At 69.5% G+C, this 25,432-nt stretch carries 22 protein-coding genes; 11 read left to right on the forward strand and 11 right to left on the reverse strand.

Annotated elements, in window-relative coordinates; translation table 11 throughout:
- Window positions 1-14: 14 nt before the first annotated feature.
- Entirely contained in the window at window positions 15-533 is a 519-nt protein-coding gene (locus tag LZ199_RS00410; RefSeq protein WP_253992052.1) for an NADH-quinone oxidoreductase subunit C, read from the reverse strand.
- A 179-nt stretch (window positions 534-712) separates the two neighbouring features.
- Window positions 713-2,020 (reverse strand): adenylate/guanylate cyclase domain-containing protein, encoded by a 1,308-nt coding sequence (locus tag LZ199_RS00415; RefSeq protein WP_253991628.1) that lies wholly within the window; start codon window positions 2,018-2,020, stop codon window positions 713-715.
- Between the two features lie 90 nt (window positions 2,021-2,110).
- Between LZ199_RS00415 and LZ199_RS00420 the strand changes: the two genes are divergently transcribed.
- Together LZ199_RS00420 and LZ199_RS00425 are read left to right on the forward strand one after the other, a co-directional pair.
- Complete coding sequence (locus LZ199_RS00420) at window positions 2,111-4,252, forward strand: sulfatase-like hydrolase/transferase (RefSeq protein ID WP_253991629.1); 2,142 nt, start codon at window positions 2,111-2,113, stop codon at window positions 4,250-4,252.
- Window positions 4,134-4,610, forward strand: a complete 477-nt coding sequence (locus LZ199_RS00425) for a PaaI family thioesterase (RefSeq protein WP_253991630.1) — start codon at window positions 4,134-4,136, stop codon at window positions 4,608-4,610. Before LZ199_RS00420 ends, LZ199_RS00425 begins: the two co-directional genes overlap by 119 nt.
- A gap of 83 nt (window positions 4,611-4,693) precedes the next feature.
- Here LZ199_RS00425 and LZ199_RS00430 read toward each other — a convergent pair whose 3' ends face one another.
- Both LZ199_RS00430 and LZ199_RS00435 read right to left on the reverse strand, forming a co-directional pair.
- A complete protein-coding gene (locus tag LZ199_RS00430) occupies window positions 4,694-5,257 on the reverse strand; it encodes an NADH-quinone oxidoreductase subunit B (protein WP_253991631.1) in 564 nt (187 codons plus the stop codon).
- Between the two features lie 6 nt (window positions 5,258-5,263).
- Window positions 5,264-5,635, reverse strand: a complete 372-nt coding sequence (locus LZ199_RS00435; RefSeq protein WP_253991632.1) for an NADH-quinone oxidoreductase subunit A — start codon at window positions 5,633-5,635, stop codon at window positions 5,264-5,266.
- Between the two features lie 248 nt (window positions 5,636-5,883).
- Here LZ199_RS00435 and LZ199_RS00440 point away from each other — a divergent pair, with 248 nt between their 5' ends.
- Complete coding sequence (locus tag LZ199_RS00440; RefSeq protein ID WP_253991633.1) at window positions 5,884-7,452, forward strand: methyl-accepting chemotaxis protein; 1,569 nt, start codon at window positions 5,884-5,886, stop codon at window positions 7,450-7,452.
- A gap of 96 nt (window positions 7,453-7,548) precedes the next feature.
- Here LZ199_RS00440 and LZ199_RS00445 read toward each other — a convergent pair whose 3' ends face one another.
- The gene (locus LZ199_RS00445; protein ID WP_253991634.1) at window positions 7,549-7,773 is read right to left on the reverse strand and encodes an amphi-Trp domain-containing protein; all 225 of its coding nucleotides are present in this window, start codon (window positions 7,771-7,773) and stop codon (window positions 7,549-7,551) included.
- 56 nt (window positions 7,774-7,829) lie between these two features.
- Here LZ199_RS00445 and LZ199_RS00450 point away from each other — a divergent pair, with 56 nt between their 5' ends.
- Window positions 7,830-9,236, forward strand: coding sequence for a pyridoxal phosphate-dependent decarboxylase family protein (locus LZ199_RS00450; protein ID WP_253991635.1), 1,407 nt, complete (start codon window positions 7,830-7,832; stop codon window positions 9,234-9,236).
- Between the two features lie 31 nt (window positions 9,237-9,267).
- On the opposite strand, the gene LZ199_RS00455 is transcribed toward LZ199_RS00450, so the two are convergent.
- Window positions 9,268-10,935, reverse strand: coding sequence for an arylsulfatase (locus tag LZ199_RS00455; protein WP_253991636.1), 1,668 nt, complete (start codon window positions 10,933-10,935; stop codon window positions 9,268-9,270).
- Between the two features lie 211 nt (window positions 10,936-11,146).
- On the opposite strand from LZ199_RS00455, the gene LZ199_RS00460 reads away from it, so the two are divergent.
- Entirely contained in the window at window positions 11,147-12,622 is a 1,476-nt protein-coding gene (locus tag LZ199_RS00460; protein WP_253991637.1) for a D-arabinono-1,4-lactone oxidase, read from the forward strand.
- A 21-nt stretch (window positions 12,623-12,643) separates the two neighbouring features.
- On the opposite strand, the gene LZ199_RS00465 is transcribed toward LZ199_RS00460, so the two are convergent.
- Window positions 12,644-13,462, reverse strand: coding sequence for a PHP domain-containing protein (locus tag LZ199_RS00465; RefSeq protein WP_253991638.1), 819 nt, complete (start codon window positions 13,460-13,462; stop codon window positions 12,644-12,646).
- An 81-nt stretch (window positions 13,463-13,543) separates the two neighbouring features.
- Between LZ199_RS00465 and LZ199_RS00470 the strand changes: the two genes are divergently transcribed.
- From LZ199_RS00470 to LZ199_RS00490, 5 genes are all read left to right on the forward strand, one after another.
- On the forward strand, window positions 13,544-14,014 hold the full coding sequence (locus LZ199_RS00470) for an RrF2 family transcriptional regulator (protein ID WP_253991639.1): 471 nt from the start codon (window positions 13,544-13,546) through the stop codon (window positions 14,012-14,014).
- 12 nt (window positions 14,015-14,026) lie between these two features.
- Window positions 14,027-14,305 (forward strand): hypothetical protein, encoded by a 279-nt coding sequence (locus LZ199_RS00475; protein ID WP_253991640.1) that lies wholly within the window; start codon window positions 14,027-14,029, stop codon window positions 14,303-14,305.
- Window positions 14,306-14,363: 58 nt separating this feature from the next.
- Window positions 14,364-15,587 (forward strand): deoxyhypusine synthase family protein, encoded by a 1,224-nt coding sequence (locus tag LZ199_RS00480; RefSeq protein WP_253991641.1) that lies wholly within the window; start codon window positions 14,364-14,366, stop codon window positions 15,585-15,587.
- A 37-nt stretch (window positions 15,588-15,624) separates the two neighbouring features.
- Entirely contained in the window at window positions 15,625-16,059 is a 435-nt protein-coding gene (locus tag LZ199_RS00485) for an OsmC family protein (RefSeq protein ID WP_253991642.1), read from the forward strand.
- A gap of 122 nt (window positions 16,060-16,181) precedes the next feature.
- Window positions 16,182-16,709: a hypothetical protein gene (locus LZ199_RS00490; RefSeq protein ID WP_253991643.1), complete on the forward strand. Its 528-nt coding sequence runs from the start codon at window positions 16,182-16,184 to the stop codon at window positions 16,707-16,709.
- A 75-nt stretch (window positions 16,710-16,784) separates the two neighbouring features.
- On the opposite strand, the gene speA is transcribed toward LZ199_RS00490, so the two are convergent.
- A complete protein-coding gene (speA, locus tag LZ199_RS00495; RefSeq protein ID WP_253991644.1) occupies window positions 16,785-18,791 on the reverse strand; it encodes a biosynthetic arginine decarboxylase in 2,007 nt (668 codons plus the stop codon).
- 226 nt (window positions 18,792-19,017) lie between these two features.
- Here speA and clpX point away from each other — a divergent pair, with 226 nt between their 5' ends.
- Window positions 19,018-20,091, forward strand: coding sequence for an ATP-dependent Clp protease ATP-binding subunit ClpX (clpX, locus tag LZ199_RS00500; RefSeq protein WP_253991645.1), 1,074 nt, complete (start codon window positions 19,018-19,020; stop codon window positions 20,089-20,091).
- On the opposite strand, the gene LZ199_RS00505 is transcribed toward clpX, so the two are convergent.
- The 3 genes from LZ199_RS00505 to dnaK all read right to left on the reverse strand — a co-directional run bounded on the left by LZ199_RS00505 (window position 20,081) and on the right by dnaK (window position 25,249).
- The gene (locus LZ199_RS00505; RefSeq protein WP_253991646.1) at window positions 20,081-20,848 is read right to left on the reverse strand and encodes a CvpA family protein; all 768 of its coding nucleotides are present in this window, start codon (window positions 20,846-20,848) and stop codon (window positions 20,081-20,083) included. The two genes, clpX and LZ199_RS00505, sit on opposite strands and share 11 nt — an antisense overlap.
- Before the next feature lie 27 nt (window positions 20,849-20,875).
- Complete coding sequence (locus tag LZ199_RS46580; RefSeq protein ID WP_253991647.1) at window positions 20,876-22,144, reverse strand: J domain-containing protein; 1,269 nt, start codon at window positions 22,142-22,144, stop codon at window positions 20,876-20,878.
- A 1,497-nt stretch (window positions 22,145-23,641) separates the two neighbouring features.
- Entirely contained in the window at window positions 23,642-25,249 is a 1,608-nt protein-coding gene (gene dnaK, locus LZ199_RS00515; RefSeq protein WP_253991648.1) for a molecular chaperone DnaK, read from the reverse strand.
- Window positions 25,250-25,432 lie beyond the last annotated feature (183 nt).

Raw genomic sequence — 25,432 nt, forward strand, 5'->3', positions numbered from 1 at the left:
GGTGTCTGTCGTCCTCAGGAGTGCCCGCTGGTGCCGGGACCGCGGAAGATGTCCTTGATGGGGCGCTCAGGGATGAGCGGCTGCCGGTCTCGCAGCGCGTAGTCCTTGCGCAGCGGGTGGCCCTGGAACTCGTCGTACAGGAGGATGCGGCGCAGGTCCGGGTGGCCCTCGAAGCGGATGCCGTAGAAGTCGAAGGTCAGCCGCTCCCACCAGTTGGCGCCCCGGTACAGCGGCACCAGCGAGGGGATGACCGGCTGGTGCTCGCTCACGCGCACCTTGAGCCGAACGTGCTCATGGCGCTTGAACGAGTACAGGAAGTAGACGACCTCGAAGCGAGGGTCGTTCTCCGCCAGGTGCAGCCGGTCCACGCCGTCGATGGAGCCGAAGAGCTTGAACTCCAGCTCCGCGTCGTTCTTGAGGAACGCGGCGACCTTCGGGAGCGAGTCGGGATGGATCACGGCCCAGGCGCCACCGGCCCGGTCCACATAACGCTCCACCACCGCCTCGGGAAAGTGGGCGGAGACCCTGTCCAACGCGAAAGTGCTCAAGGGGGACCCAATGACTGAGGGAGAAGAATCCGCGGCTTTATAAGGAGCCCAGAAGGGGGGCGTCAACGTAAACCCTCAACCATGTAGGCCACTTAGGAAGCCCAGAAGCCCGCGTTGCGCACGCGGCGTCCGAGCGGGCACGTGGATCGCTGTCCCGGAGGAATTCAGGCCGCCGAGCCCGGGGTGCTGACGAGCGAGGGGGCCAGCGGCAGGGGGACGAAGGTGGCCACCGGCCGGCTCTTGCCGGGCACCAGGGACTGGGTGATGGCCTCCCAGTGGAAGAGGGGGCCCACCTGCTCCCGGGTGGCCTCCGAGACGAGCACCGGGACGCCCACCCGCTTGGTCAGCCCCTCAATCCGGCTGGCCAGGTTCACCGTGTCGCCGATGGCCGTGTAGTCCAGGCGCCGGGTCGTGGAGCCGACGTTGCCGAGGATGACGGGGCCGGTGTGCACGCCGACCCCCATCCGGATGGCGGGAGCCCCCTGGAGGGCCCGCTCCGCGTTGAACCCCTCCAGCTCCTTCACCAGGTCCAGGGCGCAGTTCACCGCGCGGGCGGCGTGCCCGGCGTCCGCCAGCGGAGCGCCGAAGTACACCATGAGTGCGTCCCCGATGAACTTGTCGAGCGTTCCTCCGTGGCGGAATACCACCTCCACCATCCGGCCATAGTAGGCGTTGAGGAGCTTGACGACTTCGCCCGGGGGGAGGCGCTCGCTCATGGAGGTGAAGTCGCGGATGTCGGCGAAGAGGACGGTGACTTCGCGCAGCTCGGGCTCGGGGGAGGCCAGGCGCTGGAGGCGCTCGGCGACGGCGGGGGCGAAGTAGCGACCCAGGCGAGCGCGCTTGAGCTCCTCCTCCGAGACGGCGGCGGAGAGGGCGCGGATGCGGTTGAGCAGGTGGCGAGCGCCGGCGGCGGCCACGGAGAGCATGACGACGGAGGCCAGCTGGGCGCCGATGCCAATGCCGGCCTGGTGCTGGAGGGCCATCTCCGCCACGGCGGCGAAGGCGGTGACGACGAGCGTCACCGTGTTGCGCAAGGACAGCGCGGCGAGGATGACCAGCACCGCGAAGATGCCGAGCGTGAAGCCGGCGACGCCTCCGGGGGAGGGGGACACCGGAATCGCCTGGCTCTGGAGCCAGTACACCGCCGGCACGTCGATGAAGGCCACGGACATGCCGGCCCAGCGCACCGCGCGCGGCGAGCGGGCCACCGCCACCCACACCGCCGCGGTGCAGAGCCAGTAGATGGAGAGGGGGCGGAGGTACTCGACCCAGTCCGGCTTGCCCGCGACCAGGCCGAGGATGGCTGACATCACGAGCATGACGGAGACGGCGACGAAGCGGATTCGCGAGAGCTGGCGCGCGTTGCGTCGCCGCTCGTCGTCGAGCGCCCGGTTCACCGAGTCCTGGATGCCTTCTGGCGCGTTGGACCTCAGGGCCTCACCCCCAACTCCACCCTTCTGCTGCCCGCGCATCTTGCCCCGTCTCGACGTCGCTCGCACCTTCCGGGCCGGAAAGGCTCCGGTCCTCGCGAGCGTGTCGCGTTGCGGTATACACGGGGACGCATGGCTGAGCCCGTTCCCCCTCATCCGCTCCGTTCGCTCGGTTGGCGCCTCGTGTTGGGCGCGGGCCTGGGCCTGGTGTTGTTCGCCGTGGAGTCCTGGCTGCTCTTGCGCTCGGGGCTGGTCGGCGTGGACATCAACGTGGACGGGCCCTACGCGGCGCTGTCGGCGGCGGTGCGGCCGATTCTGCCCGGCCTGCTGCTGCGCGTCGCGGCCGTCTACATGGCGGCGGGAGGCGTGCTCGCGGGCGTGGCCTGGGGCCTGGCGCGCATCTGGGGACGCAGTGGCGTGGGGGCGACGGTGCTGGGCTGGTGCGTGCTCGTCCTGTTGCTGGCGTGGGACCGGGCCATCGCCCGTCCGGCCCTCTTCGACGACCTGCCCGTGGTGCGTCCGGTGCTGGCGTGGCTGGTGGACCATGGCGCGCCGTGGCATCCGCGCGCGGCGGCGGTGGTGCTGGCGGTGGTGCACATCGCGGCGCTCCTGGCTCGGCTGCCGACGTGGAAGCGGCGCCTCCAGGCGGGCGCGGGGCTCCTGGCCGGGGTGGCGGTGCTGTTCGTCGCGGGGCGGATGGAGGGGGGCGGGGCGCATGACGCGAAGCCTCCGCTGGTGGTGCTCATCGGCATCGATGCCTTCCGACCGGACCGGCTGCGGACGCTGGGCGGCACCGGTGAGGTGGCGCCTCACGTGGACCGCTTCGTCGCGGACTCCACGCTCTTCACCCGCGCGTACACGCCGGTGGCGCAGACGGAGCCCGCGTGGCGCTCGCTGCTCACCGCGCGCTGGCCGCACGAGACGGGCGTGCGCTACGCGCTGACGTCCGAGTCGCGCATGAAGCTGCAGCCCACCTTCCCGGAGTCCTTCGCGCGGGCGGGGTGGCGCACGGTGTTCGCCACGGATTGCTCGCGCTTCCACGCGGAGGGGCCGTCCTCGGGTTTCGCCACCCGGTTGCAGCCGCCTCGGGGCGCGGTGAACTTCCTCCTGGAGAAGCTGCGCTACCGCGCGCTCGGCGTCTTCGCGGACCATTCCGTCGGTGCCGCGTGGGTGCCGGAGTTCATCGACAACCGCGCGCTGGCCGGCATCCATGACCCCATGGGCTATGCGGAGCGATTGACGTCCACGCTGCTGGACGAGGCGAGCCAGGGCCCCACGCTGTTCGCCTTCCACGCCACCGCCGCGCACTTTCCGGGCGACCCCGTCCATCCCTTCTACCGGCGCTTCGTATCGCCGTCCGAGCCCCTGGAGCGACGGCTGCGCATGCACTTCGCCCCGGTGTCTCCAGGCGCGAAGGGCGGGTGGAGTCGCGACGGCGCGGAGGCGCTCTACGACGAGCTGATTGCCCAGGCGGACGCGCAGGTGGGGATGCTGCTGGACGCGCTGCGACGCTCGGGGCGCTACGACGACGCGCTCATCGTCCTCATCTCGGACCACGGCGAGAGCTTCCACGAGGACAGGCCGGACCTCGCGGGCGCCACCCCCGTGCATGGCGCGCGGCTGACCGACTTGGAGAACCGCATCCTGTTCGCGGTGAAGCCTCCCAAGGGGCGCTTCGCCGCGCCCGCGACGTCGGACGCGCTGGTGCGCCTGGTGGACGTGGGGCCCACGTTGCTGGAGCTGTCGAGCCTGCCCGCGCTGACGGGGGTCGCCGGCGTGTCGCTGGCGCCGCTCCTGCGCGGGGAGTCGCCGCCGCCGCTGAACCTGTACGCGGAGACGGGCTTCACGCATGTCTCGCCGGAGGTGTTCGACTCGGGGCACTGGCCCGGCGCGCCGCGTGCGTTCGACGCGTACCGCATTCGCCCGGACGGCGTGGTGGAGCTGGGTGACGCGGCGCACGACGCCGTGGTGCTGGAGAAGGACCGGGGCGCGTTCGACGGAGCGCGCTGGTGGGTGGACCGCCCCCAGGCGGACGGCACCTTGCTGCGGGTGTGCACGGGCGACTGTGAAGGGCTGGACGCGCTGTCGCTGGAGTCGTGGCTGGACACGGTGCGAGGACGGACGCCGGAAGGTGACTCGCGTAAAGTCGCCGGCCATGTCGACGACTCCAGACGCCCCGTCTCTCCAGGAACAGTACGCCCCCCACAACAGCTGCTTCGGCTGCGGCCCGGCCAACACCCAGGGCCTGCGCATCCGCAGCCGCGCGGAGGGTGACCTCGTCGTCGCCGAGTGGACGCCCTCCGAGCACCACCAGGCGTTTCCCGGCGTGCTCAACGGCGGCATCATCGGCGCGCTGCTGGACTGTCACTGCAACTGGACGGCGGCCTGGCACCTGATGAAGGCGCAGGGCGCGTCCTCGCCGCCGTGCACCGTGACGGCCGACTACTCCATCACCCTCAAGCGCCCCACGCCGATGACGGGGCCGGTGCGGCTGGAGGCGAAGCCGGTGGAAATCAAAGGCGACCGCGCCATCATCGAGGGCACGCTCACCGCCGGCGGCAAGGTGACGGCGCTGTGCCGGGGCACCTTCGTCGCGGTGAAGGAAGGCCACCCCGCGTACCACCGCTGGTGACGGTGGAAACACCAGGGGCCCCGACGCCACCCCTGGGAAGGGGAGGCACGCGGGACCCCGGGAGCACGGCGGAGGCTTGAGGACTACTTGCCCATGGAGATGAGCAGGTCGTGCCGGGCGGCCGTCTGGTTGGGCTGGTCGCGGTCCGCGATGCGGTGGACCTGGTTGGCGATCTTGTCCTGGAGGAGCATGAGGCCGTCCAGCACCTGCTCCGGACGCGGAGGGCAGCCGGGGATGTAGACGTCCACCGGGAGGATGCGGTCGATGCCCTGGAGCACCGCGTAGTTGTCGTAGAAGCCGCCCGAGGACGCGCACACGCCGAAGGACACGACCCACTTGGGCTCGGTCATCTGCTCGTACACGCGCTTGAGGATGGGGGCCTGCTTCAGGTTGATGGTGCCCACCACCATCAGCAAGTCCGCCTGACGCGGCGAGAAGCGGGGGAACTCGGCGCCGAAGCGCGCGATGTCGTGACGGCTGGCCGCCACGGACATGTACTCCATGCCGCAGCAGGCGGTGGCGTACGGGTAGGTGAACAGCGAGTACTTGCGGGCCCAACCCAGGCCCTTGGAGACCATCCGCTGGAAGAAGCCCATGGCCTCGTCGCGGCGGGTCGTCAGCACTGGAGCGATGTCTGCATCAGCCATGATGTCTCAGCTCTCCCAATCCAGGGCGCCCTTTTTCCAGACGTAGATGAGGCCCACCACGAGGGTCACCGCGAAGACGAGCATCTCCACGTACCCGAACCAACCGAGCGCCTGGAAGTTCACCGCCCACGGGTACATGAACACGGCTTCCACGTCGAACACGATGAACAACAACGCGACGACGTAGAACTTCACGGCGAAGCGCTGGCGCGCCGGGCCGCTCGACTCGGAGCCGGCCTCGAAGGCGGTCGACTTGATGGCGCTCGGGCGACTGGGCCCGAGCAGCGAGGTGATGAAAGGAATCGCGACGCCCATGATGCCGGCCAACAGCAGCACCACCGCCAGGGGCAGGTAGGGCGAGAGGGGAGAGGGAGTCATCGCGCGCGGAACCTAATGACACCGGCCTTGCCATGTCAAAGGGAAACTCCCCCCTGCTCGGTGTCGCAACCCCTTGAGATGACGATGAAAAGCAGGGCGTGTCGAAGCAGGCGGCGAGCAGGGGGCCTTTGGCTGCCTCCCCGCACGTCCCGAGAGCGGCGGGCTCGTTTGACGCTTCCTGGGACGCACGCCTACCGTCGGGCGGCGCCGGTGGCCGGCGATCAGCGCATCACCTGGGAGATGACGGTATGTGGGGGCGGCTCGGCTTGCGCATGCAGGTGGCCATCGCGGTGCTCGTGCCCTGTCTCACGGTCATCGGCCTGTGCATCTGGAACTTCTCCGCCCGGCAGCGCGAGGTCTCCCTGGAGCTGCTGCAGAAGCGCGCCCGGGTCCTGGGCTCGTTGGTGGCCAACCACCCCGCGACGCGGGATTGGGACGGCACGGAGTCCTCCAAGGAGCGCCTGGACACCGTGCTCTCCCAGCTGGAGGCCCATGACGTCGATGGTGGCGGAGGCTTCACGGTGAACTACCAGGGGCTGCTCGGGCCAGACGGCCGCCCCGTGTACGAGCCCCCCCTGACGCGGCTGCCCGACCATGCGAAGGGCCGGGCGGCGGTGACTCGAGCAGGCTGTGTGACGTCGCTCCTGGCGCTGCGCGAGGTGTCGGTGCGGTGCGCGAGCGGCGAGCGGACGTATGTCGTGGGCCTGGGCCTGGACGAAGCGGCGGAGTCCGTCACCGAGTTGAAGGGCGCCGTGGTCGCGGGGCTGGTGGGCGCGCTGGTGCTGGGGCTGCTGCTCGCGGCGCTCATCGGGCGGACCATCGTCGAGCCCGTGGCGCAGGTGACGGACGTGGTGCGGGACGTGGCTCGCGGAGACGTGTCGCGCGTGGAGCTGGACGTGCCGGCCACGGGCGAGGTGCGACTGATGGCGCAGTCCTTCAACCAGATGCTCGGCACGCTGCGAATCACGGTGCTGGAGCTGGTGTCGCGCACGGAGCAGCTCTCCGGTGCATCGCGCGGATTGCTGGGCGCCTCCGCGGACCAGGAGCACGTCATCAGCCAGCAGGCGGCCTATGCGCAGCAGATCGCCGCGACGTTCGAGGAGCTGAGCCGCACGGCGGAACAGATTTCGAGCTCCACCGAAGTGGTGGAGTCGAGCGCCCGGCGCACGCACGAGGCGGTGGCCGAGGCGATGGCGGTGGTGGCGCAGGTGGTGGCGGGCATCAACGACATCCGCACCGAGTCCAAGGGCGTGGCGGACGCGATTGTCGGCCTCAACCAGGACCTGCAGCAGGTGTCGAAGATTGCCCACGTCATCAACCAGGTGGCGGAGCGCTCGGACCTGCTGGCGCTGAACGCGGCGCTGGAGGGCACCAAGGCGGGCGAGGTGGGCCGGGGCTTCTCGCTGGTGGCGGCGGAGATGCGCAAGCTGGCGGAGAACGTGTCGGCGTCCGCGCGGGACATCGGTCGCATCGTCGAGAAGGTGCAGGACTCCGGCGAGGAGGCCGCGTCCAAGGCGCGCGTGGGCATGGCCACCAGCGACCGGGGCGTCGAGGTGGCGGAGCAGGCGTCCTCGGTGTTCCAGCGAATCGTGGAGCTGGCGCGCGGCACCAGCGAGGCCGCGCGGCAAATCACCATCGCCACGCGGCAGCAGCGCCAGTCCAGCGAGCAGGCCGTGCAGGGCGCGCGCAACGTGGCGGAGCTGGTGAAGCAGGGCGTGGATGCCACGGGCCGCACCACGCGCATCGCCCAGGACCTCCAGGCGGTGGCCGAGGGACTCACCGCCGTCACCAGCCGCTTCAGGACGACGCGGAGCTGAGCAGGGAGCCAAGAGTTCCGAGACGAATGCAGGCGCCTTGCCTGCGTCCGCTCTGTCCCTGATTCGTTCAGGAACTTCTGGCGACTGACCTGTCGGCTACTCGCGCGTCCAGCGGACCTGGAGCTCCAACTCGTCCACGTCGCCTTCGCGCTCGTGCTCGATGCTGAAGTGCGCGTGGGCGGGGACGTGCAGCCGCTCTCCGGCCACCTGGATGCTGAACGCCTTGCCGCTCTCCACCGCGTCCGCCAGGCGTCGCAGCTTCGCGACGAACTGCGCGCGGGGGTAGACCTTCTCGATGTCTCGCTTGGGTCGCTTGGCCATCGCGTCATCCTGCCAGCGGCGTGCAAACCCGTCGAACTTCATTACTGTGCGCGCCCATGGGCTCGCTCGAACTGTCCCCCGCGCACTTCCGGCGTCTGGCTGACCGTGTCTCCACCCTGGCCGAGGAGTGGCTGGAGGGGCTCGACTCGCGCCCCATCGCGCCCTCCATCAATGGCGCCGCGTCGGAGGCGATGTTCTCCGAGGGGCTCCCCGAGCAGGGCCTCGGAGACGCCGCGCTGGAGGCGTTGAAGCCCTTCATGGAGGGCTCGCGCGCGGGCAACGCGCGGTTCCTCGCGTATGTGTTCGGCTCGGGCGAGCCGGTGGGCGTGCTGGGCGACTACGTGGCCAGCGTGGTGAACCAGAACGTCACCGCGTGGCGCTCGGCGCCCACGGTGGTGAGCCTGGAGCGCTCCGTGATTCGCAGCCTCGCGAGCGCGGTGGGCTGCGAGGGCTTCACCGGGAGCTTCACGGGCGGCGGCTCCTCCGCGAACCTCATGGCCCTGGCCATGGCGCGCGAGTCGCTCGTCCCCGCCAACGAGGACGGCGCGCCCTCCGGCGTGGTGTACGCGTCGGCTGAAGTCCACATGTCCATTCCCAAGGCCGTCGCCCTCCTGGGTCTGGGGCGCAAGCACCTGCGGCTGATTCCCACCGACGCGCAGTGGCGGATGCGCACGGACGCCCTGGCTCGTGCAATCACCGAGGACAAAGCGGCCGGCCTGCGTCCCCTGGCCGTGGTGGCGACGGCGGGCACGGTGAACACCGGCGCGGTGGACCCGCTGACGGCGGTGGCGGCGCTCGCGCGTGAGCACGGCCTGTGGATGCATGTGGATGGTGCCTATGGCGCGCTCGCGGCCATGGCCTTCCCGGAGCGCTTCGAGGGACTGGGCCTGGCGGACTCGCTGTCCATGGACGCACACAAGTGGCTCTACCAGCCGGCGGACTGCGGCGTGCTGCTGTTCCGCGATGCGCAGGCCGCGCGTCGCGCCTTCTCCTTCACGGGGGACTACGCGCGCGCCTTGAACTCGGACCCGGTGGAAGGCTTCGCCTTCTTCGACGAGTCGATGGAGCTGTCACGTCGCGCTCGAGCGCTGAAGGTGTGGCTCTCCGTCCGCTTCCACGGGCTCGCCGCGTTCCGCGAGGCCATCCGCAACGACGTGGAGAACGCGAAGCACTTGGAGGCGCTCGTCCGCGAGACAGCCGCACTGGAGCTGCGCTCGCCCGCGACGCTGAGCGCGGTGTGCTTCCGCTACACGGGCGGACTTCCGGACGCGGGGCTCGATGACTTCAACACGCGGCTGCTGGCGCGAATCAACCGGCGCGGCCGTGTCTATCTCTCCAATGCGACGCTGGAGGGACGCTTCTGCCTGCGCGCCTGCTTCGTGAACCACCGCACCACACCCGACGACGTGGAGACGGTGGTTCACGAGGTGCTCGCGGCGGCGGAGGAGCTCAGGGCCTCGTAGTCACGTCACGAGGCCCCATGCGTCCATTGGCTCAGGCGTGGCTCTGCTGGAAGCGGTGGATGGCCTCCTCCACCTCGTTGGCGAGCGACATCACCTGGTCGCCGACCTCCGACTTCCCCTCGCGCTGGGACTCCTTCATCTTCTCCTTCACCTTGTCCTTGAGGGGGCCGATGCTCAGGCTGCCCGGGGCCTGGCTGGGCACGTAGTCGATGAGGCTCTCCGCGAACTTCTTCACCAACCCCTGGGCCGGGACGAAGAGGAACATGCGCTCGCCGTACCAGCTCGTGTAGAGGCCGGAGAAGAGTCCCTCCTCGAACGGGTCCGAGCGCAGGTTGATGATGTAGGGCCAGGAGGGGTTGAAGCGCTTGCCGCTGAACCACATGTCCGGGCCGCGGCCATCCTGGTAGCTGAAGATGATCTTCCAGTCGTCGTAGCGCACCGCCGCGATGTTGCCGCTGTCGAGCACGTAGATGAACTCGTGCCGCTGTCCCGGCTCCTTGCCCGCGAGCAGCCCGCGCTGGTCATACCCGTCCAGGTGCACGCGGAACTTCTTCTTCCCCACGGTGTGCCCCTGCTTGCACTTGTCCACGATGTCCTCGGGACCGCCCGACGCCGCCACGAAGGTCGGCATCCAGTCCTCGTGGGCGAAGATGTCGTTGATGACGGTGCCCGCCTCGATGACGCCGGGCCACCGCACGACGCAGGGCACTCGCACGCCGCCCTCCCACGTCGAGCCCTTCTCCCCGCGGAACGGCGCGTTGCCGCCGTCGGGCCAGCCCATCTTCTCCACGCCGTTGTCGGTGGAGAACACGACGATGGTGTTGTCCGCGATGCCCAGGTCATCCAGCTTCTTGAGCAGGACGCCCACGTGGTCATCCAGCTCCGTCATCGCGTCCGCGTACAGGCCCTTGCCCGTCTTGTTGCGGTACTTCTCCTGCAGGAACGTCCACACGTGGGTGCGCGTGGTGTTGTGCCAGATGAAGAACGGCTTGTCGTCCTTCGCCGCGCGCTCCATGAACGACAGGGAGGACTTGAGGAACTCCTCGTCCACCGTCTCCATGCGCTTCTTGGTGAGCGGCCCGGTGTCGACAATCTTCTGCCGGCCCACGCGGCCCCAACGCGGCTCCTCCGTCGGGTCGTCGCGGTCCGTCGCCCAGCAGTGGAGCACCCCGCGCGGACCGAAGCGCTCCTTGAACGCGGGGTCCTTCGGGTAGTCGGGGCACTCGGGCTCGTTCTCCGCGTTGAGGTGGTAGAGGTTGCCGTGGAACTCGTCGAAGCCGTGCACCGTGGGCAGGTAGCGGTTCGAGTCTCCCAGGTGATTCTTCCCGAACTGGCCGCACACGTAGCCCTGGGGCTTGAGCAGCTCCGCGATGGTGGGGTCGGAGTCCTGCAGGCCGTAGGGGGCGCCCGGCATGCCGATGGTGGTGAGGCCGGTGCGCAGCGGGTTCATGCCCGTGATGAAGGCGGCGCGGCCCGCGGTGCAGCTCTGCTGCCCGTAGCAGTCCGTCATCAGCGCGCCCTCGCGGGCGATGCGGTCGATGTTGGGCGTCCGGTAGCCCATCATCCCCTGGTTGTAGGCGCTGACGTTCCACAGGCCGATGTCGTCACCCCAGATGACCAGGATGTTCGGCTTCTTCCCCGGCTGCTTGCCGTGGCCATTGCCGTTGCCGTTGCTCTTGGATTTTCCGAGAAACGCCATTCGCCCGCCCCCGTTGCCCCGCCGGCGGTGAACTCCGTCCGGCCGATTGGCAAGGTGGGGTGGGGTGGTGCGAGAGGCGAGTTGCCCTGAGGGGCGGTGCATGACGACGCCTCCATTCCCCAACCCGTGCGTCCAGGCGAGCGGCGCACTGGCTTGACGGCTCACACCTTCGTCCGTTGCGCCTCCCTCCTTCGAGACAAGAGGGGGGACCATGACTCTGGACCGCATCCGGCGAATCGCTCGCACGTGGCGCATCAACACGCTCAACACCGCTGTCTATGTCGCGTCGGGGGGCAAGACGACGCTGCATGAAGGTCGCTTCGCCCGCTGGTGCGGAACGTGGCGCAACTGGAGCCGCACCTACGAATGTCAGCCCGCGCGTTTCGAGCGGCCGGGGACGGAAGAGGAGCTGGGGCGCATCGTCCGGGAATCGGAGAAGGTCCGCGTCGTGGGCGGAGGACACTCGTTCAACCGCTGCCCACTGACGCAGGGGACCCTGATTTCGCTCGACGCGCAGGCCCGCATCCTGGACGTCGACGTGGAGCGGCGCGTGGTGCGCGTGCAGGCCGGCATCCGGCTGCGCGACTTCACCCGACAGATTCTGGAGCACGGCCTCTCATTACCGGTGCTCGGGTCCACGAACGCGCAGAGCCTGGGGGCGTTGATTGGCACGGACCTGCACGGCACCGGCAAGTCGCATGGCTTCCTCTCCGAGCAGGTGCTGTCGCTGCGGGTGATGAACGCGGCGGGCGAGGCCCGGACGTTGGTGCGCGGCACGCCCGAGTTCCACGCGGTGGCTGGCTCGATTGGCACCTGCGGCGTCGTCACCGAGCTGGAGATGCAGTGTGTCCCCGCGTTCAACCTGGAGAAGCGCCTGGAGGTCGTCCCGCGTCGGTGGGCCGAGGACCACCTGGAGGAAGTCCTGAACACGCATGACCACGTCAGCTTCTATTACGTGGGCGGTGTCGACGCGGAGCACATCCGGATGAACGTGTGGAACCGCACGACGCAGCCGCCGTCGCACTTGTGTCACGTGCGGAAGATGGGGCTGGAGTTGATGGACATGCTGCTGTCGGGCTACCTGCTCGGCTTGTCGCGGGTGCTGATGCTGACGGAGCCCTTCGCGAAGGTCGGCCTGTTCTTCATGAAGCTGACGCAGCAGGGGCGCAGGACGGTACTGCCCATGTGCGTCGCCTTTGCGCGTCAGCTCTTCTACCACCACGACGAGATTGAGTACGGCGTGCCCTTCGCACGGCACCAGCAGTGTCTCCAGGAGGTGTTGGAGCTGCTGGAGCGCAGGCGCTTCGTCTGCATCGTCGAGGTGCGCTTCACCCCCGCGACGTCCATGGCGACGGTGGGGCCGGGCGTCGGACGGCGCACGTGTTTCATCGAGCTGGCGCCCAGCCTCTCCGTCGACTCCAGCGCCGTGTTCGAGGAGGCGGAGCAGATCTTCCTCAAGTACGGCGGCCAGGTGCATCTGGGCAAGGCGACGCGGGCCCGGGAGGAGGACATGGAGCGGATGTATGGCGTGCGCTGGCATGCGCTGCGCACCGTTCAGCGCGCCCAGGACCCGGATGGAAAGTTCGTCAACGACTTCGTGGCCCGCGTCTTCGGGCCCACCCGCCGCTTGGAGGAGTCGCGGGACGAAGACGAGGGGACGCCCGAGCCCGCGGTCTCCTGGGGCTGAAGCGTCGCCCCCTCGGAGGCCTCACGCCGTGGCGCGGGACTTCAGCTTCGCGAACAGCTCCGGCGGCATCGCGGCGGTGCCCAGGCGGTGCTCGGCGGATACGGCCTCGCCATGGAAGTCGCTGCCGGCGGTGGGCACCAGGTCGTGCTCCTTCGCCAGCGCCAGGTACTTCTGCCGCAGCCCCGGGTTGTGGTCCGCGTGCAGCACCTCCAGGCCGGAGAGCCCCGCCTTGGTCAGCTCGCGAATCTCCATCCGCTCCGCCTTGGACGAGCCCGGGTGCGCCAGCGTCGCCGTGCCGCCCGCGTTGCGGATGAGGCGGATGGCGTCCGCGCCGTCCAGCTTGAAGCGCTCCACCCAGGCCATGCCCCGCGTCCCCAGGAAGCGGTCGAACGCGGCCTTCATGTCCACCGCCCAGCCCTGGTCCACCAGCACTCGCGCCAGGTGCGGCCTGCCCAACTGCGCATCCCCCGCGACGGTCAGCACGTGCTCCATGCGCACCGGGAAGCCCAGCTGCTGCATCCTGGCCACCATGGCCTCCATGCGCTGCTCGCGCTCACCCCGCAGCCGCTGGGCGAAGCGCGCGAGGTCCTCGTCGTCCGGCCTCACGAAGTGCCCGAGGATGTGGACTTCGCGGCCCAGGACGAAGGCGGAGACCTCGATGCCCGGCACCAGCTCCACGCCATGCGCGCGCGCGGCTTCATGGGCCTCCGCCAGCCCCGCCACCGTGTCGTGGTCCGTCACCGACAGCACCGTCACTCCCGCCGCCGCCGCGCGCGCCAGCAGCTCCGTGGGCGAGTACTGGCCGTCGCTGGCGGTGGTGTGGGAGTGCAGGTCGATCATCTCGGGCTCCGGGGCGAGCGGTTGAAAGCCGCACTGTCGCGACCTAGGCTCTTCTTCAAACCACGGACGACGTCAAGGGCGATGCCGCAGCACCCCCTCCAAATCTCACGAAAGATTGAGTACGGGCTGCGGGCCATGACCTTCCTGGCCTCACAACCCCTGGAGCGCATGGTTCCCTTCCGGGAAATCGCGCGCCGGATGGATGTGCCCGAGGACTTCCTCGCGAAAATCCTCAAGGTCCTCGTCTCCCGGAAGCTCGTCCGGTCCACCCGGGGCGCGCACGGGGGCTATGCCCTGTCCCGGCCCGCGCGAGAGGTGACGTTCCTGGACGTCATCGAGGCGGTGGAGGGGCCCGTCCACGTCAATGTCTGCCAGGACACGCAGCACGATGGCTGCAAGGCCACCGGGAGCTGCACCATGTACGGCGTCTGGAAGCTGGGCCAGCAGCGGATGCTGGACGTGTACCGCTCCACCACGCTGGACCGTCTGGCGATGACAGAACTCAGGGGCGCACCGGAGTCCGGCTCCCCGGCCGTGACGGCGGGGGCCTAGACTGCCCGCCCCATGGCCAAGAAAGCCGATTCGAGCATCGAGAACCGCGTGTACCTCTTCGAGTCGCTCGCCAGCAGCTACGTGGCGGCGGCCTCGGAGGCGCTGGGCTCCAAGGACTCCGCGGAGCGCGAGCGGGCCCGCCGGGTGCTGGCGGAGCTGGCCTTCGTCTCCTGTGTGGTGGCGGACACCGAGGACCTGACACCCGAGCAGGTCCGGGAGCGGGTGCTGAGCGCGCCTCCGGCCGACGCCGCCCCCGGCAAGCGCGGGAGCCGTCGCAAGCGGGACAAGTAGGGGCGGGGGCGCTGGCGGTGCTCCCCTTGGCGGGCGGGCGGTGGTAGATCGCCGCGCCATGGCCAAGACCTCCTCGAACCCGAAGAAGTCCCTCCGCTCCGCGTACTCCGGCGCCCGCAAGGCGGACCCGCGTCCCATCACCGGCAAGGAGCGGCCGGCGGAGCTGCTCGCCCACGCCTTCAGCGCCTACGTGGGCCGCCAGGAGCGCACGGCGTTCGAGCTGATGTCCAAGTCGATGGAGGACGACGCGTCCATCTTCCTCACGCTGTCGGGCGCGATGACGCCGGCGGGCCTACACCAGAGCTGTCTGATTCCCCTCATCGAGAAGGGCGTCATCTCCGCCATCACCACGACGGGCGCGAATCTCTACCACGACGCCCACCGCATCATCGGCCACGCCATCCGCGAGGTGAACCCCAACGCGGGCGACCTCCAGTACCGGCTGGCGCGCATCATCCGCATCTATGACTTGGGGTTCTGGGAGGAGGCGCTGCTCGACACCGACCGCCTCTTCTCCGCCATCATCCGGCAGCCCGAGTTCCAGAAGAAGATGACCACGCCTGAGTTCCACTTCCTGCTCGGCAAGGCCATCCACGGAATCGAGAAGCAGCTGGGCGTGAAGCAGCCGTCGCTGTTGTCCACCTGCTACAAGCACGCGGTCCCCATCTGGGTGGGCGCGGTGCAGGACGGCTCCATCTTCCTGAACATCGTCAAGCTCAAGCGCCTGCTCGGGCCCGAGTTCAAGTTCGAGCTCGACATCAACGACGACGTCTACTCCATGGCGGCGATGCAGCACTTCTGCCGGCACAACGGCAGCAAGCGGCTGGCCATCTGGATTCTGGGCGGCGGCGTGCCGAAGAACTACACGCTGCAGGGTGAGCCGCTGTTGGATCAGATCCTCAACGTCCCCACGTCGGGCTTCGACATCGACGTGCAGTTCTGCGTGGACCCGGTGGACAACGGCGCCTTGTCCAGCTGCCCCGCGGGTGAAGGCCACACCTGGGGCAAGGTCTCCGTGGAGGCGGTGGAGACGGGCTCCGTCTATGTGCACTGCGACGTGACGGCGGTGTTCCCCTGGCTGACGCACGCGCTGCTCAACGAGCCGAAGAACAAGCGCAAGCCCATGCGGCTGATGGACCGGTTGCCGGAGGCGGTGGCCTTCCTGGACGCGGACGTGAAGAAGCGCAGCAAGGCGCTGATGAAGACGCTGGACTGGAGCGTCGAGGACGCGGAGCCTTCCACCAAGAAGGACGCGAAGAAGCACGAAGCCTACGTCCGCTGAAGCACCCCAGGCCCCCGGCTCGAAGGAGCGCCAACCCATGAGCACGCAACAGCCCCCTGCCACCGGCGTGGTGATGACCCTGGTCAGCCACGCCCAGTTCAAGACGCAGCTCACCCACGGCCCGTCCAGCGCGGGCCTCCAGACGGAGGCGCCCCGGGACAACGGCGGCACCGGCGGCAGCTTCTCGCCCACGGACCTGGTGGGCGCGGCGCTGATGTCCTGCGCGGTGACGACGATGCACCTGTTCGCCTCGCGCGAGGGCATCTCCCTGGGCGAGATTCGCGCCCGGGTGGAGAAGCGGATGACGCCGCCGCCGCGCCGCATTGGCGAGCTGGTGCTGGACATCCAGATGCCCGCGGGTCTCTCCGCCGAGCACCGCGCCCGCCTGGAGCAGGTGGGCCGTGAGTGTCCTGTCGCCCGCAGCCTCCACCCCGAGGTGAAGCTGCCCCTGACGTTCAGCTACCCGGACTGAAACCGGGCGCCTGTCCGTCCGGCCACCCTCCGTTGGAGCCTCCAGGCGCCCGCTGCCTGGCGGCTCCTTCGTGTGAATCCTTCCCCAGCGGGCAGCGTGGCCGCGCGGCGAGGAGGGACGGCATGGATGCGAAGCGGCTGGGCATCTATCTGAGCGATCACCACGCGGGCTCGGTGGCGGGCATCGAGCTGGCGCGGCGCACCGAGGCGGAGAATCACAGCAACCCGGTGGGCCATTTCCTGGCCGCGCTCATCCCCGAGCTGCGGCAGGACCAGCGGACCCTGGAAGCGGTGATGCGGGCCCTGGACGTGCGCAAGGACCCGCTCAAGTCCCGCGTCGCGTGGGTGATGGAGAAGGCGGGCCGCCTGAAGCTCAACGGCCACTGGGTGCGCTACTCGCCCCTGAGTCGCCTCGTCGAGCTGGAGGGCCTGTGCGCGGCCACCGAGGGCCGCCTGTCCCTGTGGAGCACGCTGGCGCGGCTCCAGCTCCATGACTTGCGGCTGGCGAGCTTCGACTTCGAGTCGCTCCTCGCGCGGGGTGAGCTTCAACAAGCGGGGCTCCAGCGGCTGCGAGCCCGCGCGGCGGACGTCGCCTTCGCGGACGAGCCCACGCCCTTCGGCGCCGGAGAGCCCGTCATCGCCAGCTACTGAAAACACCCCGCCCCCCGACGCTTCCCGTGAGGGGCGCGGCGGAGGGCGGGGTGGGAACCACTGAAGTCGGAGTGACTACGTGCCCGACGGAGACACCGGCGGCCGGGTGGCGTCCGGCACCGGCACCAGACGCAGCTGGCTGGCGCTGCCGGCGAAGCTCGCGTCCACGCCGCGCTCCAGGTACGTGTAGCCGGACAGGCCGTCCTCGTACATGCGCAGCAGGGTGCGCGACTCGTCCAGGGAGATGCGGCCCTGGCGCAGCGCCATCTCGGTGAACTTGCGCAGCCGGGCGACGAGGTCGTCCCTGCTGTAGCTGACGTAGTTCAGCACTTCCGTCACCGTGTCACCGGCCACCACGTGGTCGATGAGGTAGCCGCCGTTGGGCGCCAGCGACACCTGCACCGTGTGCGTGTCCCCGAAGAGGTTGTGCAGGTCGCCGAGAATCTCCTGGTACGCGCCGACCAGGAAGATGCCCAGGTAGTAGTCGTCATCATTGAGCGCGTGCAGCTCCAGCGCGTCCTTCACCTCGCGCTTGTCGATGAAGTGCTCGATCTTCCCGTCCGAGTCGCAGGTGATGTCCGCCAGCGTCGCCCGGCGCGTCGGCTTCTCCGACAGCCGGTGGATGGGCATCATCGGGAAGAGCTGATCAATCGCCCACGAGTCTGGCAGCGACTGGAACACGGAGAAGTTGCAGAAGTACGTGTCGCTGAGCGCCTTCTCGAGCGAGTCCAGCTCCTCGGGAATCTCGCCGGCCTCCTTCGCGATGCGCATGATCTTGTGGCAGGTGGCCCAGTAGATGTTCTCGGCCGCCACGCGCTGCTCCAGCGACAGGTGGCCCAGCGAGAAGAGGGTGAGGCTCTCCTCCTTGGCGTCCTGCGCGTCGTGCCACGCCTCCAGCAGGTTCTTGTTCGTCACCTCGCGGAAGGTGGCCAGGAGGTTGCGCACCACGGAGGGCGCCTTGTCGTCCACCTTGTCCGGCACGTGCGCCGGGTCGAACTCGCTGGTGCCCAGCACGTCCACCACCAGCACCGCGTGGTGCGCGACGACGGCGCGGCCCGACTCGGAGACGAGCGTCGGGTGCGGCACGCCCGCGCGGTCACACGCCTCCATCACGCCGAAGACGACGTCGTTGGCGTACTCCTCCGTCGTGTAGTTCATGGAGGAGGCGAAGTTCGTCTGGGAGCCGTCGTAGTCCACGCCCAGGCCGCCGCCCACGTCCAGGTACTTCAAGGGCGCGCCCTGACGCGCCACCTCCACGTAGAAGCAGCCCACCTCGCGCAGCGCGTTCTTCACGTTGCGGATGTTGGAGATCTGGCTGCCCAGGTGGAAGTGCAGCAGCTCGAAGGCGGGCAACAGGCCCGTGTCCTTCATGAAGCTGATGCAGCTCATCAACTCCGACGAGGACAGGCCGAACTTGGAGCGATCTCCACCGCTGGCCTCCCACTTGCCGGCGCCGCGGGTGGACAGCTTCACGCGCATGCCCAGCCGCGGGGTGATGCCCGTGCGGCGCGAGACTTCTGCGATGAGGGGCAGCTCGCTGGGCTTCTCGACGACGAGGATGACGTTGCGGCCCAGGCGCGAATAGAAGAGGGCCGTCTCGATGTACTCCTCGTCCTTGTAGCCGTTGCAGATGACCAGCGCTTCCTCGTTCTCGAGGAGCGCCATCACCGCCATCAGCTCCGGCTTGCTGCCGGCTTCGAGGCCGTAGTTGTAGCCCTTGCCCGCCTCGATGATGGTCTCCACCACGTAGCGGTGCTGGTTCACCTTGATGGGGTAGACGCCCCGGTAGCCGCCCTTGAAGCCCTGGTCGGCCATGGCCTTGCGGAAGGCCTCGTTGAGGTGGACGACGCGGTGGCGCAGCACGTCCGTGAAGCGCAGCAGCAGCGGCAGTCCAATGCCCCGGCGACGGACTTCGTCCACCAGGTCCTTCAAGTCCATGCTGGGGGCCTGGGGGCCGTCCGGATGGACGCAGACGTGGCCCTTGTCGTTGATGCCGAAGTAGGGCGAGCCCCAGTTCCGGATTCCATAGAGCTCGTGCGCGTCAGCGAGGGTCCAGCGGTGCGGAGGGGCGTTTGCGGGCATCGGCGGTTCGAGGCTCCCAGGGAAACGGAGGGTGGACTCCAGTCAACACTGGAGAGGCGCGGGAACTATAGGAAAGCCCCCCCGCATACAACAGCCGGCTGAATGGACAGCGAGCTGGCAGGCAGGCGACCTCCCGGGGCCCCTGTCCTGGCGGGCGGACCTTCCATCTGATTCCTACCCTTTGGACGGAGTGTCGGGAGGACGCGTGGATAGAAGGGAAGGGTACATGGAGTCGTCCGCACGCAGGGAAGAAGCGCCGCTGACCCCTCGGGAAATCTTCGAACGGCTGGACCGCTACGTCATTGGCCAGGACGCCGCCAAGCGGGCGGTGGCCATCGCCGCCCACAACCACCTCAAGCGTGTGCAGGCCCGGAGGCTGCGGAGGCAGTCCCTCATCAAGAAGTCCAACATCCTGCTCATCGGCCCCACCGGCAGTGGCAAGACGCACATCGCCCGCAACCTGGCGGACATCCTCCAGGTGCCCTTCACCACCGTGGACGCCACCGAGTACACGGAGGCGGGCTACTACGGCAAAGACGTGGAGGTGATGATCTCCGATTTGCTCCTCAAGGCGAACCACTCCGTCGAGGACACGCAGCGGGGCATCATCTTCGTGGACGAGGTGGACAAGATTGCCCGCCGCTCGCAGGGCGCCCGCAACGGCGCGGGCAGCCGGGACATCGGCGGCGAGGGCGTGCAGCAGTCCCTGCTGAAGCTCCTGGAGGGCCGGGAGGTGTACGTCCCGCTCAACGTCACCCAGGCCTGGAACAAGAGCGACTTCGTCCAGGTGGACACCCGCGACATCCTCTTCATCTGCGCGGGCACCTTCAGTGACTTGCACGAAGCCGGCGACGAGGCCTCGAGCCGGCCCCTGGGCTTCGGCGCGGACGGAGCGTCGAAGGGGCCTCGCAAGCGCATCAGCACCAAGCAGCTGGTGGAGTTCGGGATGCTGGCGGAATTCCTCGGACGCCTGCCCGTGGTGGTGCAGCTGGACTTGCTGGGCGAGGCGGACCTCATCCGCGTGCTCACGGAGCCGCCGGACTCCATCATCCGCGAGTTCCGGGAGCTGTTGGCCATGGACGAGCTGGAGCTGGAGTTCGACGACGCGGCGCTGCGCGAGGTGGTGCACTACTCGGCGACGCGGGGGCTGGGGGCTCGCGGGCTGCGCTCCATCCTGGAGCACGTCATGGCGGACATCATGTTCGAGGCGCCCGAGCGGCGACGTCGACAGGTGAAGGTGGACGCGGACTACGTGCGTCCGCGGCTGGTGGGGCTGGACGCCGTGCAGCTCAACGTGTGACGTCCCCGTCACCTTCCGAGGCCCGGGCCGCCGCGCCCAGTCGGGCGGCGACGTCCGGGTCCTGGATGAGCTGGAGGACCAGGTCGTTGCGCAGGAGCGCGGCGGTGTCTCCCCGGGCGAGCGCCTGCTTCACCTTGTCGTCCTGGAGGAGCCGCTGGAAGCGCGGGTCCTTTCGCAGGGCCTTGAAGGCGGGGTCGTTCCTCAGCGAGGCCGCGCGCTCCGGGTCTCCCGCCGCCCTGGCCACCTGGACCATGTCGTCCATGGGGGCGAACTGGGTCATCTCGAAGAGGTTGAAGCGGCGCGCGGCCTGCGCGGCCAGGGAGTCCTTGGGGGACACGCCGATGCGCTTGCCGGCGACGATGACGTGCTGCTCGAAGAAGGTCATCGCGCTGAGGGCCATCCACGCGAAGGCGGCCGTCTTCCCCGCGCCGAGCACGAAGCCCAGGAAGCGGTCGATGCCCTGGTTCTCGTTCTGCTTGCCCGTGGAGAGGAAGCGCTGGAGCAGGGCGCCCAGGGCGTAGCGCACAGTGAGCCACACGCCGATGAAGAGGAGCACCGTGCCCAGGAGGAGGCCCAGGAGCAGCGGGCCGTCGAGCGCCTCCGCGAGCCGGGGGGCGACGAAGGGGCCCAGCCGGCGCGAGGCGAAGAACCCCAGCGCCAGGCCCACCCAGTTGGCCACCTGTCGGGAGGCGCCGGTGAAGGCGCCGATGATGCCGAAGAACAGCACCATTCCCAGGATGATGAGGTCGATGACCATGGGGCTTTGCCGCGCCTCCGGACGACGTCAGCGAATCTTGAAGGAGTCGCCCTTGGATTTGGCCTCGTCCGACAGGCGCTTCTGCGCTTCGGCCAGGCTCTCCTTGTAGCGGGGATTGGAGGGCTCGTAGGTGAGGGCCATCTTGAGGTTGCGCTCGGCGGCGGACCAGTTGCCGGCGTCGATGTCCTTCTGGGACTGCTGGTAGAACTGGCGCCCCTTGGGGTGGGTGCCGATCTGCTCTTCCTGCTCCTTCTTCGCGGCGGCCTTCGTCTCGGACTCGGACGCCTCGGTGAAGCGCAGCTTCTGCGCGCGCTCCGAGCCCGCTACGTCAGCGAGGTACTTCTTGCGCTTCGTGTCGTCGCGCAGGACGTAGTAGGCCTCGGTGACGCGCTTGTAGAGCTCGTGCACCTGCTCCTTGAGCTGCTTGTCGTCGATGTGGAAGAAGCGGTCCGGATGGTAGGTGCGGCTCTCCCGGTAGAACGCCTTCTTGATGTCGGCGGGAGTGGCCGTGCGCTCCAGGAGGAGCACCTCGAAGTAGTCGCTCTGGTCCAGCTTCGCGCAGCGCGACGCGAGGTCCGCGAGCTGGTTCGCGTCCAGGCCGGGGCCCTTGGCCGCGCTCGGTGGCGGAGGCGGTGACAGGGCTCCCACGGGCGGCGGGGGCGGCGCCATGGGCGCGACGGAGGGCACTGCCGGCGCGATGGGCGGCACCAACGGGTTGATGGCGGGCACGCGAGGCGCCGTCATCGGAGGGATGCCCGGGACGGTGGCCGCGGTGGGCGGCCGGGGCGGCGCGTCCGCGGTGACGATCGCCGGCAACGACATGGTGGGCCGTGGTCCCGGACGCGGCTGTGGCGGCGAGGCCGGGGAAGGGGGAGCGGCGACCTGCCCGACGGCGAGCGTCGGAGGCGGTCGGGGCGTCAGGGCCGGACCGCGTGGCGCGCTCGTGGGCGGCGCCGCGACAGGGGCGATGCCTGGCACGGTGGGGCGGGCCAATCCGGGAGGCGGCGGCACCGTCGGTGGACGCGTGGCGGGGGCCGCTGGGGCGACGCCTGGAACTGCTGGCGCGATGGAGGGAACGCTCGGCACGGACCCCGAGATGGGCGCGGCTCCGCGCGCCGTGGCGCCTGTGTTGGGCGGCGGCGGGATGATGGCGCCCGCTACGGGAGGCGGTGGCGGGATGATGGCGCCCGCGACGGGAGGCGGTGGCGGGATGATGGCGCCCGCGACGGGAGGCGGCGTCAGGGGCGAGGTGATGGCGGGGGCCGCGCGAGGTGGCGTGCCTGCGATGGGTGCCACGCGGGGCGCGGCTCCGGTGACAGCGGGTGTCATCGGGGCGATACCGGGCGGAGCTTCGCGAGGTGCCGGGCCCGAGCCAGGAGGGGTCGTGCCCGTGGGGGACGCGGCTCCCGTCGCACGCGTTGCCGCGCTGGCGACGGGCGGGGGAGTCAGCGGCGCGATGCCGGCGGGAGTGGGGCCCGACCCTGGAGGCGGAGGGACCGTGCTCACGGACGCCGCGCGAGTCGCGGCTCCCGCGACGGGCGCAGGCGTCATCGGCGGGATGCCCGCCGGAGTGGGGCGAGGAGCGGGGCCCGATCCCGGAGGCGGGGGTACCGTGCCAGCGGCGGCCGTGCGAGGCGTGGCCCCAGCGACGGGCGCAGGCGTCATCGGCGGGATGCCCGCCGGAGTGGGGCGAGGAGCGGGGCCCGAAGCAGAGGGTGTCGCGCCCGCGACGGGCGCAGGCGTCATCGGCGGGATGCCCGCTGGAGTGGGGCGAGGAGCGGGGCCCGAAGCAGAGGGTGTCGAGCCCGCGACGGGCGCAGGCGTCATCGGCGGGATGCCCGCTGGAGTCGCACGAGGAGCAGGGCCCGAGGCAGACGGCACCGCTCCCGCGATGGGCGCGGGCGTCATCGGCGAGATGCCTGCCGGAGTCGCGCGAGGAGCAGGACCTGAAGCAGACGGCGTGGCACCCGCGAGGGGCGCAGGCGTCATCGGCGGGATGCCGGCTGCGGTCGCACGCGGCGCAGGGCCTGAAGCAGACGGCGTGGCCCCCGCGAGGGGCGCAGGCGTCATCGGCGAGATGCCCGCTGGAGTCGCGCGAGCAGCGGGGCCCGAAGCAGTCGGCGCCGTGCCCGCGGCTGTCGCACGAGGCCCCATGCCCGCGCCAGGTGGAGGCGTCAGCTGCGTGCCTCCGGGAGGTGTCACCTCTGAATCTGAATCGGCCTCACCCGTCGGCGGAGGCGGCGGTCCAGCGGGACGTGCCGGCGTGCCCGCTCCCGAGCTCGGGGGCGCACCGACCGCGGGCATGGCGGCCACCGTGGGCCTCGCGCCCGTGGGCGTGGAAGCGGGACTCACGGACGGCAGCCCCGTGGCGCTCTGGCGCTGCGGCACCGGCGCACCGACGGCGGGCATGGCGGCCACCGTGGGCCTCGCGCCCGTGGGCGTGGAGGCGGGGCCCACGGACGGCAGCCCCGTGGCGCTCTGGCGCTGCGACCCGGGCGCGGTGATGGCGGGCACGGACACCGTGGGCCGCTGCGCGGGAGGCACGGCGGGCGCCGCGATGCCCGGAGGCTTCGCCGTCGGCGCACCCGCGGGCGCGGTGCCCGTGGCGGAGGGACGCGCGGGGGCGGCCGCGGGCGGGCGAGCCACCGGCGCCGGCGTGGGCGGCACGACGGGGCCCGGCGTGGCGGCCGTCATCCTCGGAATGGCGGGACGCGCGGGAGCCGCCGGTGTCCCCGGCGGGCTTCCCGGCGGCTTGCCGGAGCTGGGATCGGTAGGCTCGGACATCGCGCTCGTCTACTGGGCCACGGCGGGCAGGTCGTTGTTGTTGTGTCCAGCCAGGCGCGTGCTGCGGTTCGACTGGATGGACTTCTGGATGTCTGCCTCCGACATGCCAGACGACAAGGTGATGGTCGTCGACGTCTTCTGTCCCGTCTCCGTGTCGCACGCGGACACGTTCACCAGTCCGTCCGTGTTGATCTCGAAGGTGACCTCAATCTTCACCTCGCCGCGATAGCCGATGCGGAAGCCCGCGAACTCGAACTCACCGAGCATCTCGCACTCGTCGGCCCGGTTGGACTCGCCCTGATACACGCGAATCTTCACCTTCTCCTGCCCGTCGCGGCTGGTGGTGAACGCCTTCGAGCGGTCGATGGGCACCGGCGTGTTCTTGTCGATGATCTTCTCGGTGTACCCGCCCACCGTGCCGATGCGCAGCGTCAGCGGCGTGACGTCCACCAGGAACGTCTCCGTCCTGCTGTCCAGCAGCGCATGCGACTGGAGCGCCGCGCCCATGGCCACGACCTGGTCGGGGTTGATGCCCTCCAGCGGTGCCTTCTGGAAGTAGTGCTTCACGGAGTTGCGGATGATGGGCAAACGCGTGGGCCCGCCGACGAGGATGACCGCGTCGATGTCCGCCGCCGTCAGCCGCGCGCTCTGCAGCGCCTCGTCGCAGACCTTGAACGTGCGCTGCACCAGGTCCATCACCATCCGGTTGAACTGGTCCTGGTTCAGCGTGTGGCGCAGGTCCATCACGTTGCCCTGCGCGTCCTGGCAGATGCCCGCGCACAGGATGTCCGCGGAGCCCGTCTGCCCCACGTCGATCTTCGCCTTCTCCGCGGCCTCCTTCAGCATCTGGAGGCAGAACTTGTTCTGCCTCAAATCCAGCCGCGTCTTGTTCAGGAAGTCGTCCGCCAGCCACGTCATGATGCGGTCGTCGAAGTCGTCGCCGCCCAGGTACGTGTCGCCCGCCGTCGCGAGCACCTCGAAGACGTCCTTGCCGATCTCCAGGATGGACACGTCGAACGTGCCGCCGCCCAAGTCGTAGACGACGACGCGCTGGTTGACGTCCCGGCCGAAGCCGTACGCCAGCGCCGCCGCCGTGGGCTCGTTGAGGATGCGCAGCACCTCCAGCCCGGCGATGCGGCCCGCGTCCTTGGTGGCCTGCCGCTGGTTGTCGTTGAAGTACGCCGGAACCGTCACGACGGCCTTGGTCACCTCACGTCCCAGGTACGTCTCCGCGACGGCCTTCATCTCCTTGAGCACCAGCGCGGAGATCTCCGGCAGCGAGTACGCGCGCTCGCGCACGCCAATGCGCACCGAGTTGTTCTCGCCCTCGACGATGCGGTACGGCATCACCGCCTGCGCCTTCTTCACCTCGTCGGAGAAGTAGTAGCGACCGATGAGACGCTTGGCGGAGTACACCGTCGTCTCGGGGCTGGTGATGATGTTCTTCTTGGCCGCGTTGCCCACCAGCACCGAGCCATCCTCGAGGAATGACACGCAGGAGGCGTGCGTCGTCTCTCCCCACTCGTTGGGGATGACGATGGGCTGGCCATCCTGGACCACCGACACGCACGAGTACGACGTGCCAAGGTCGATGCCGATTGCGATGTCGTCCGACATTCCATCTCCGGTGAAGGGTCTAGCCCGAGGCCGTCGGTGAAGCGCCCGGAGGTTAGGAGCCTCCGGAAGACGTGTCAATGTTCGTTCAATGTAAAGCCCAGCCATTTCAAGCACTTAGCGAAGCGGCAAGGGGGCGTGCCCGCTGGCTTGAGGGGGGGAGGCGACGTCATTATCTATGGAGCA

This window comes from Myxococcus qinghaiensis (genome assembly GCF_024198215.1).
In the GTDB taxonomy this organism is placed as follows: domain Bacteria; phylum Myxococcota; class Myxococcia; order Myxococcales; family Myxococcaceae; genus Myxococcus; species Myxococcus qinghaiensis.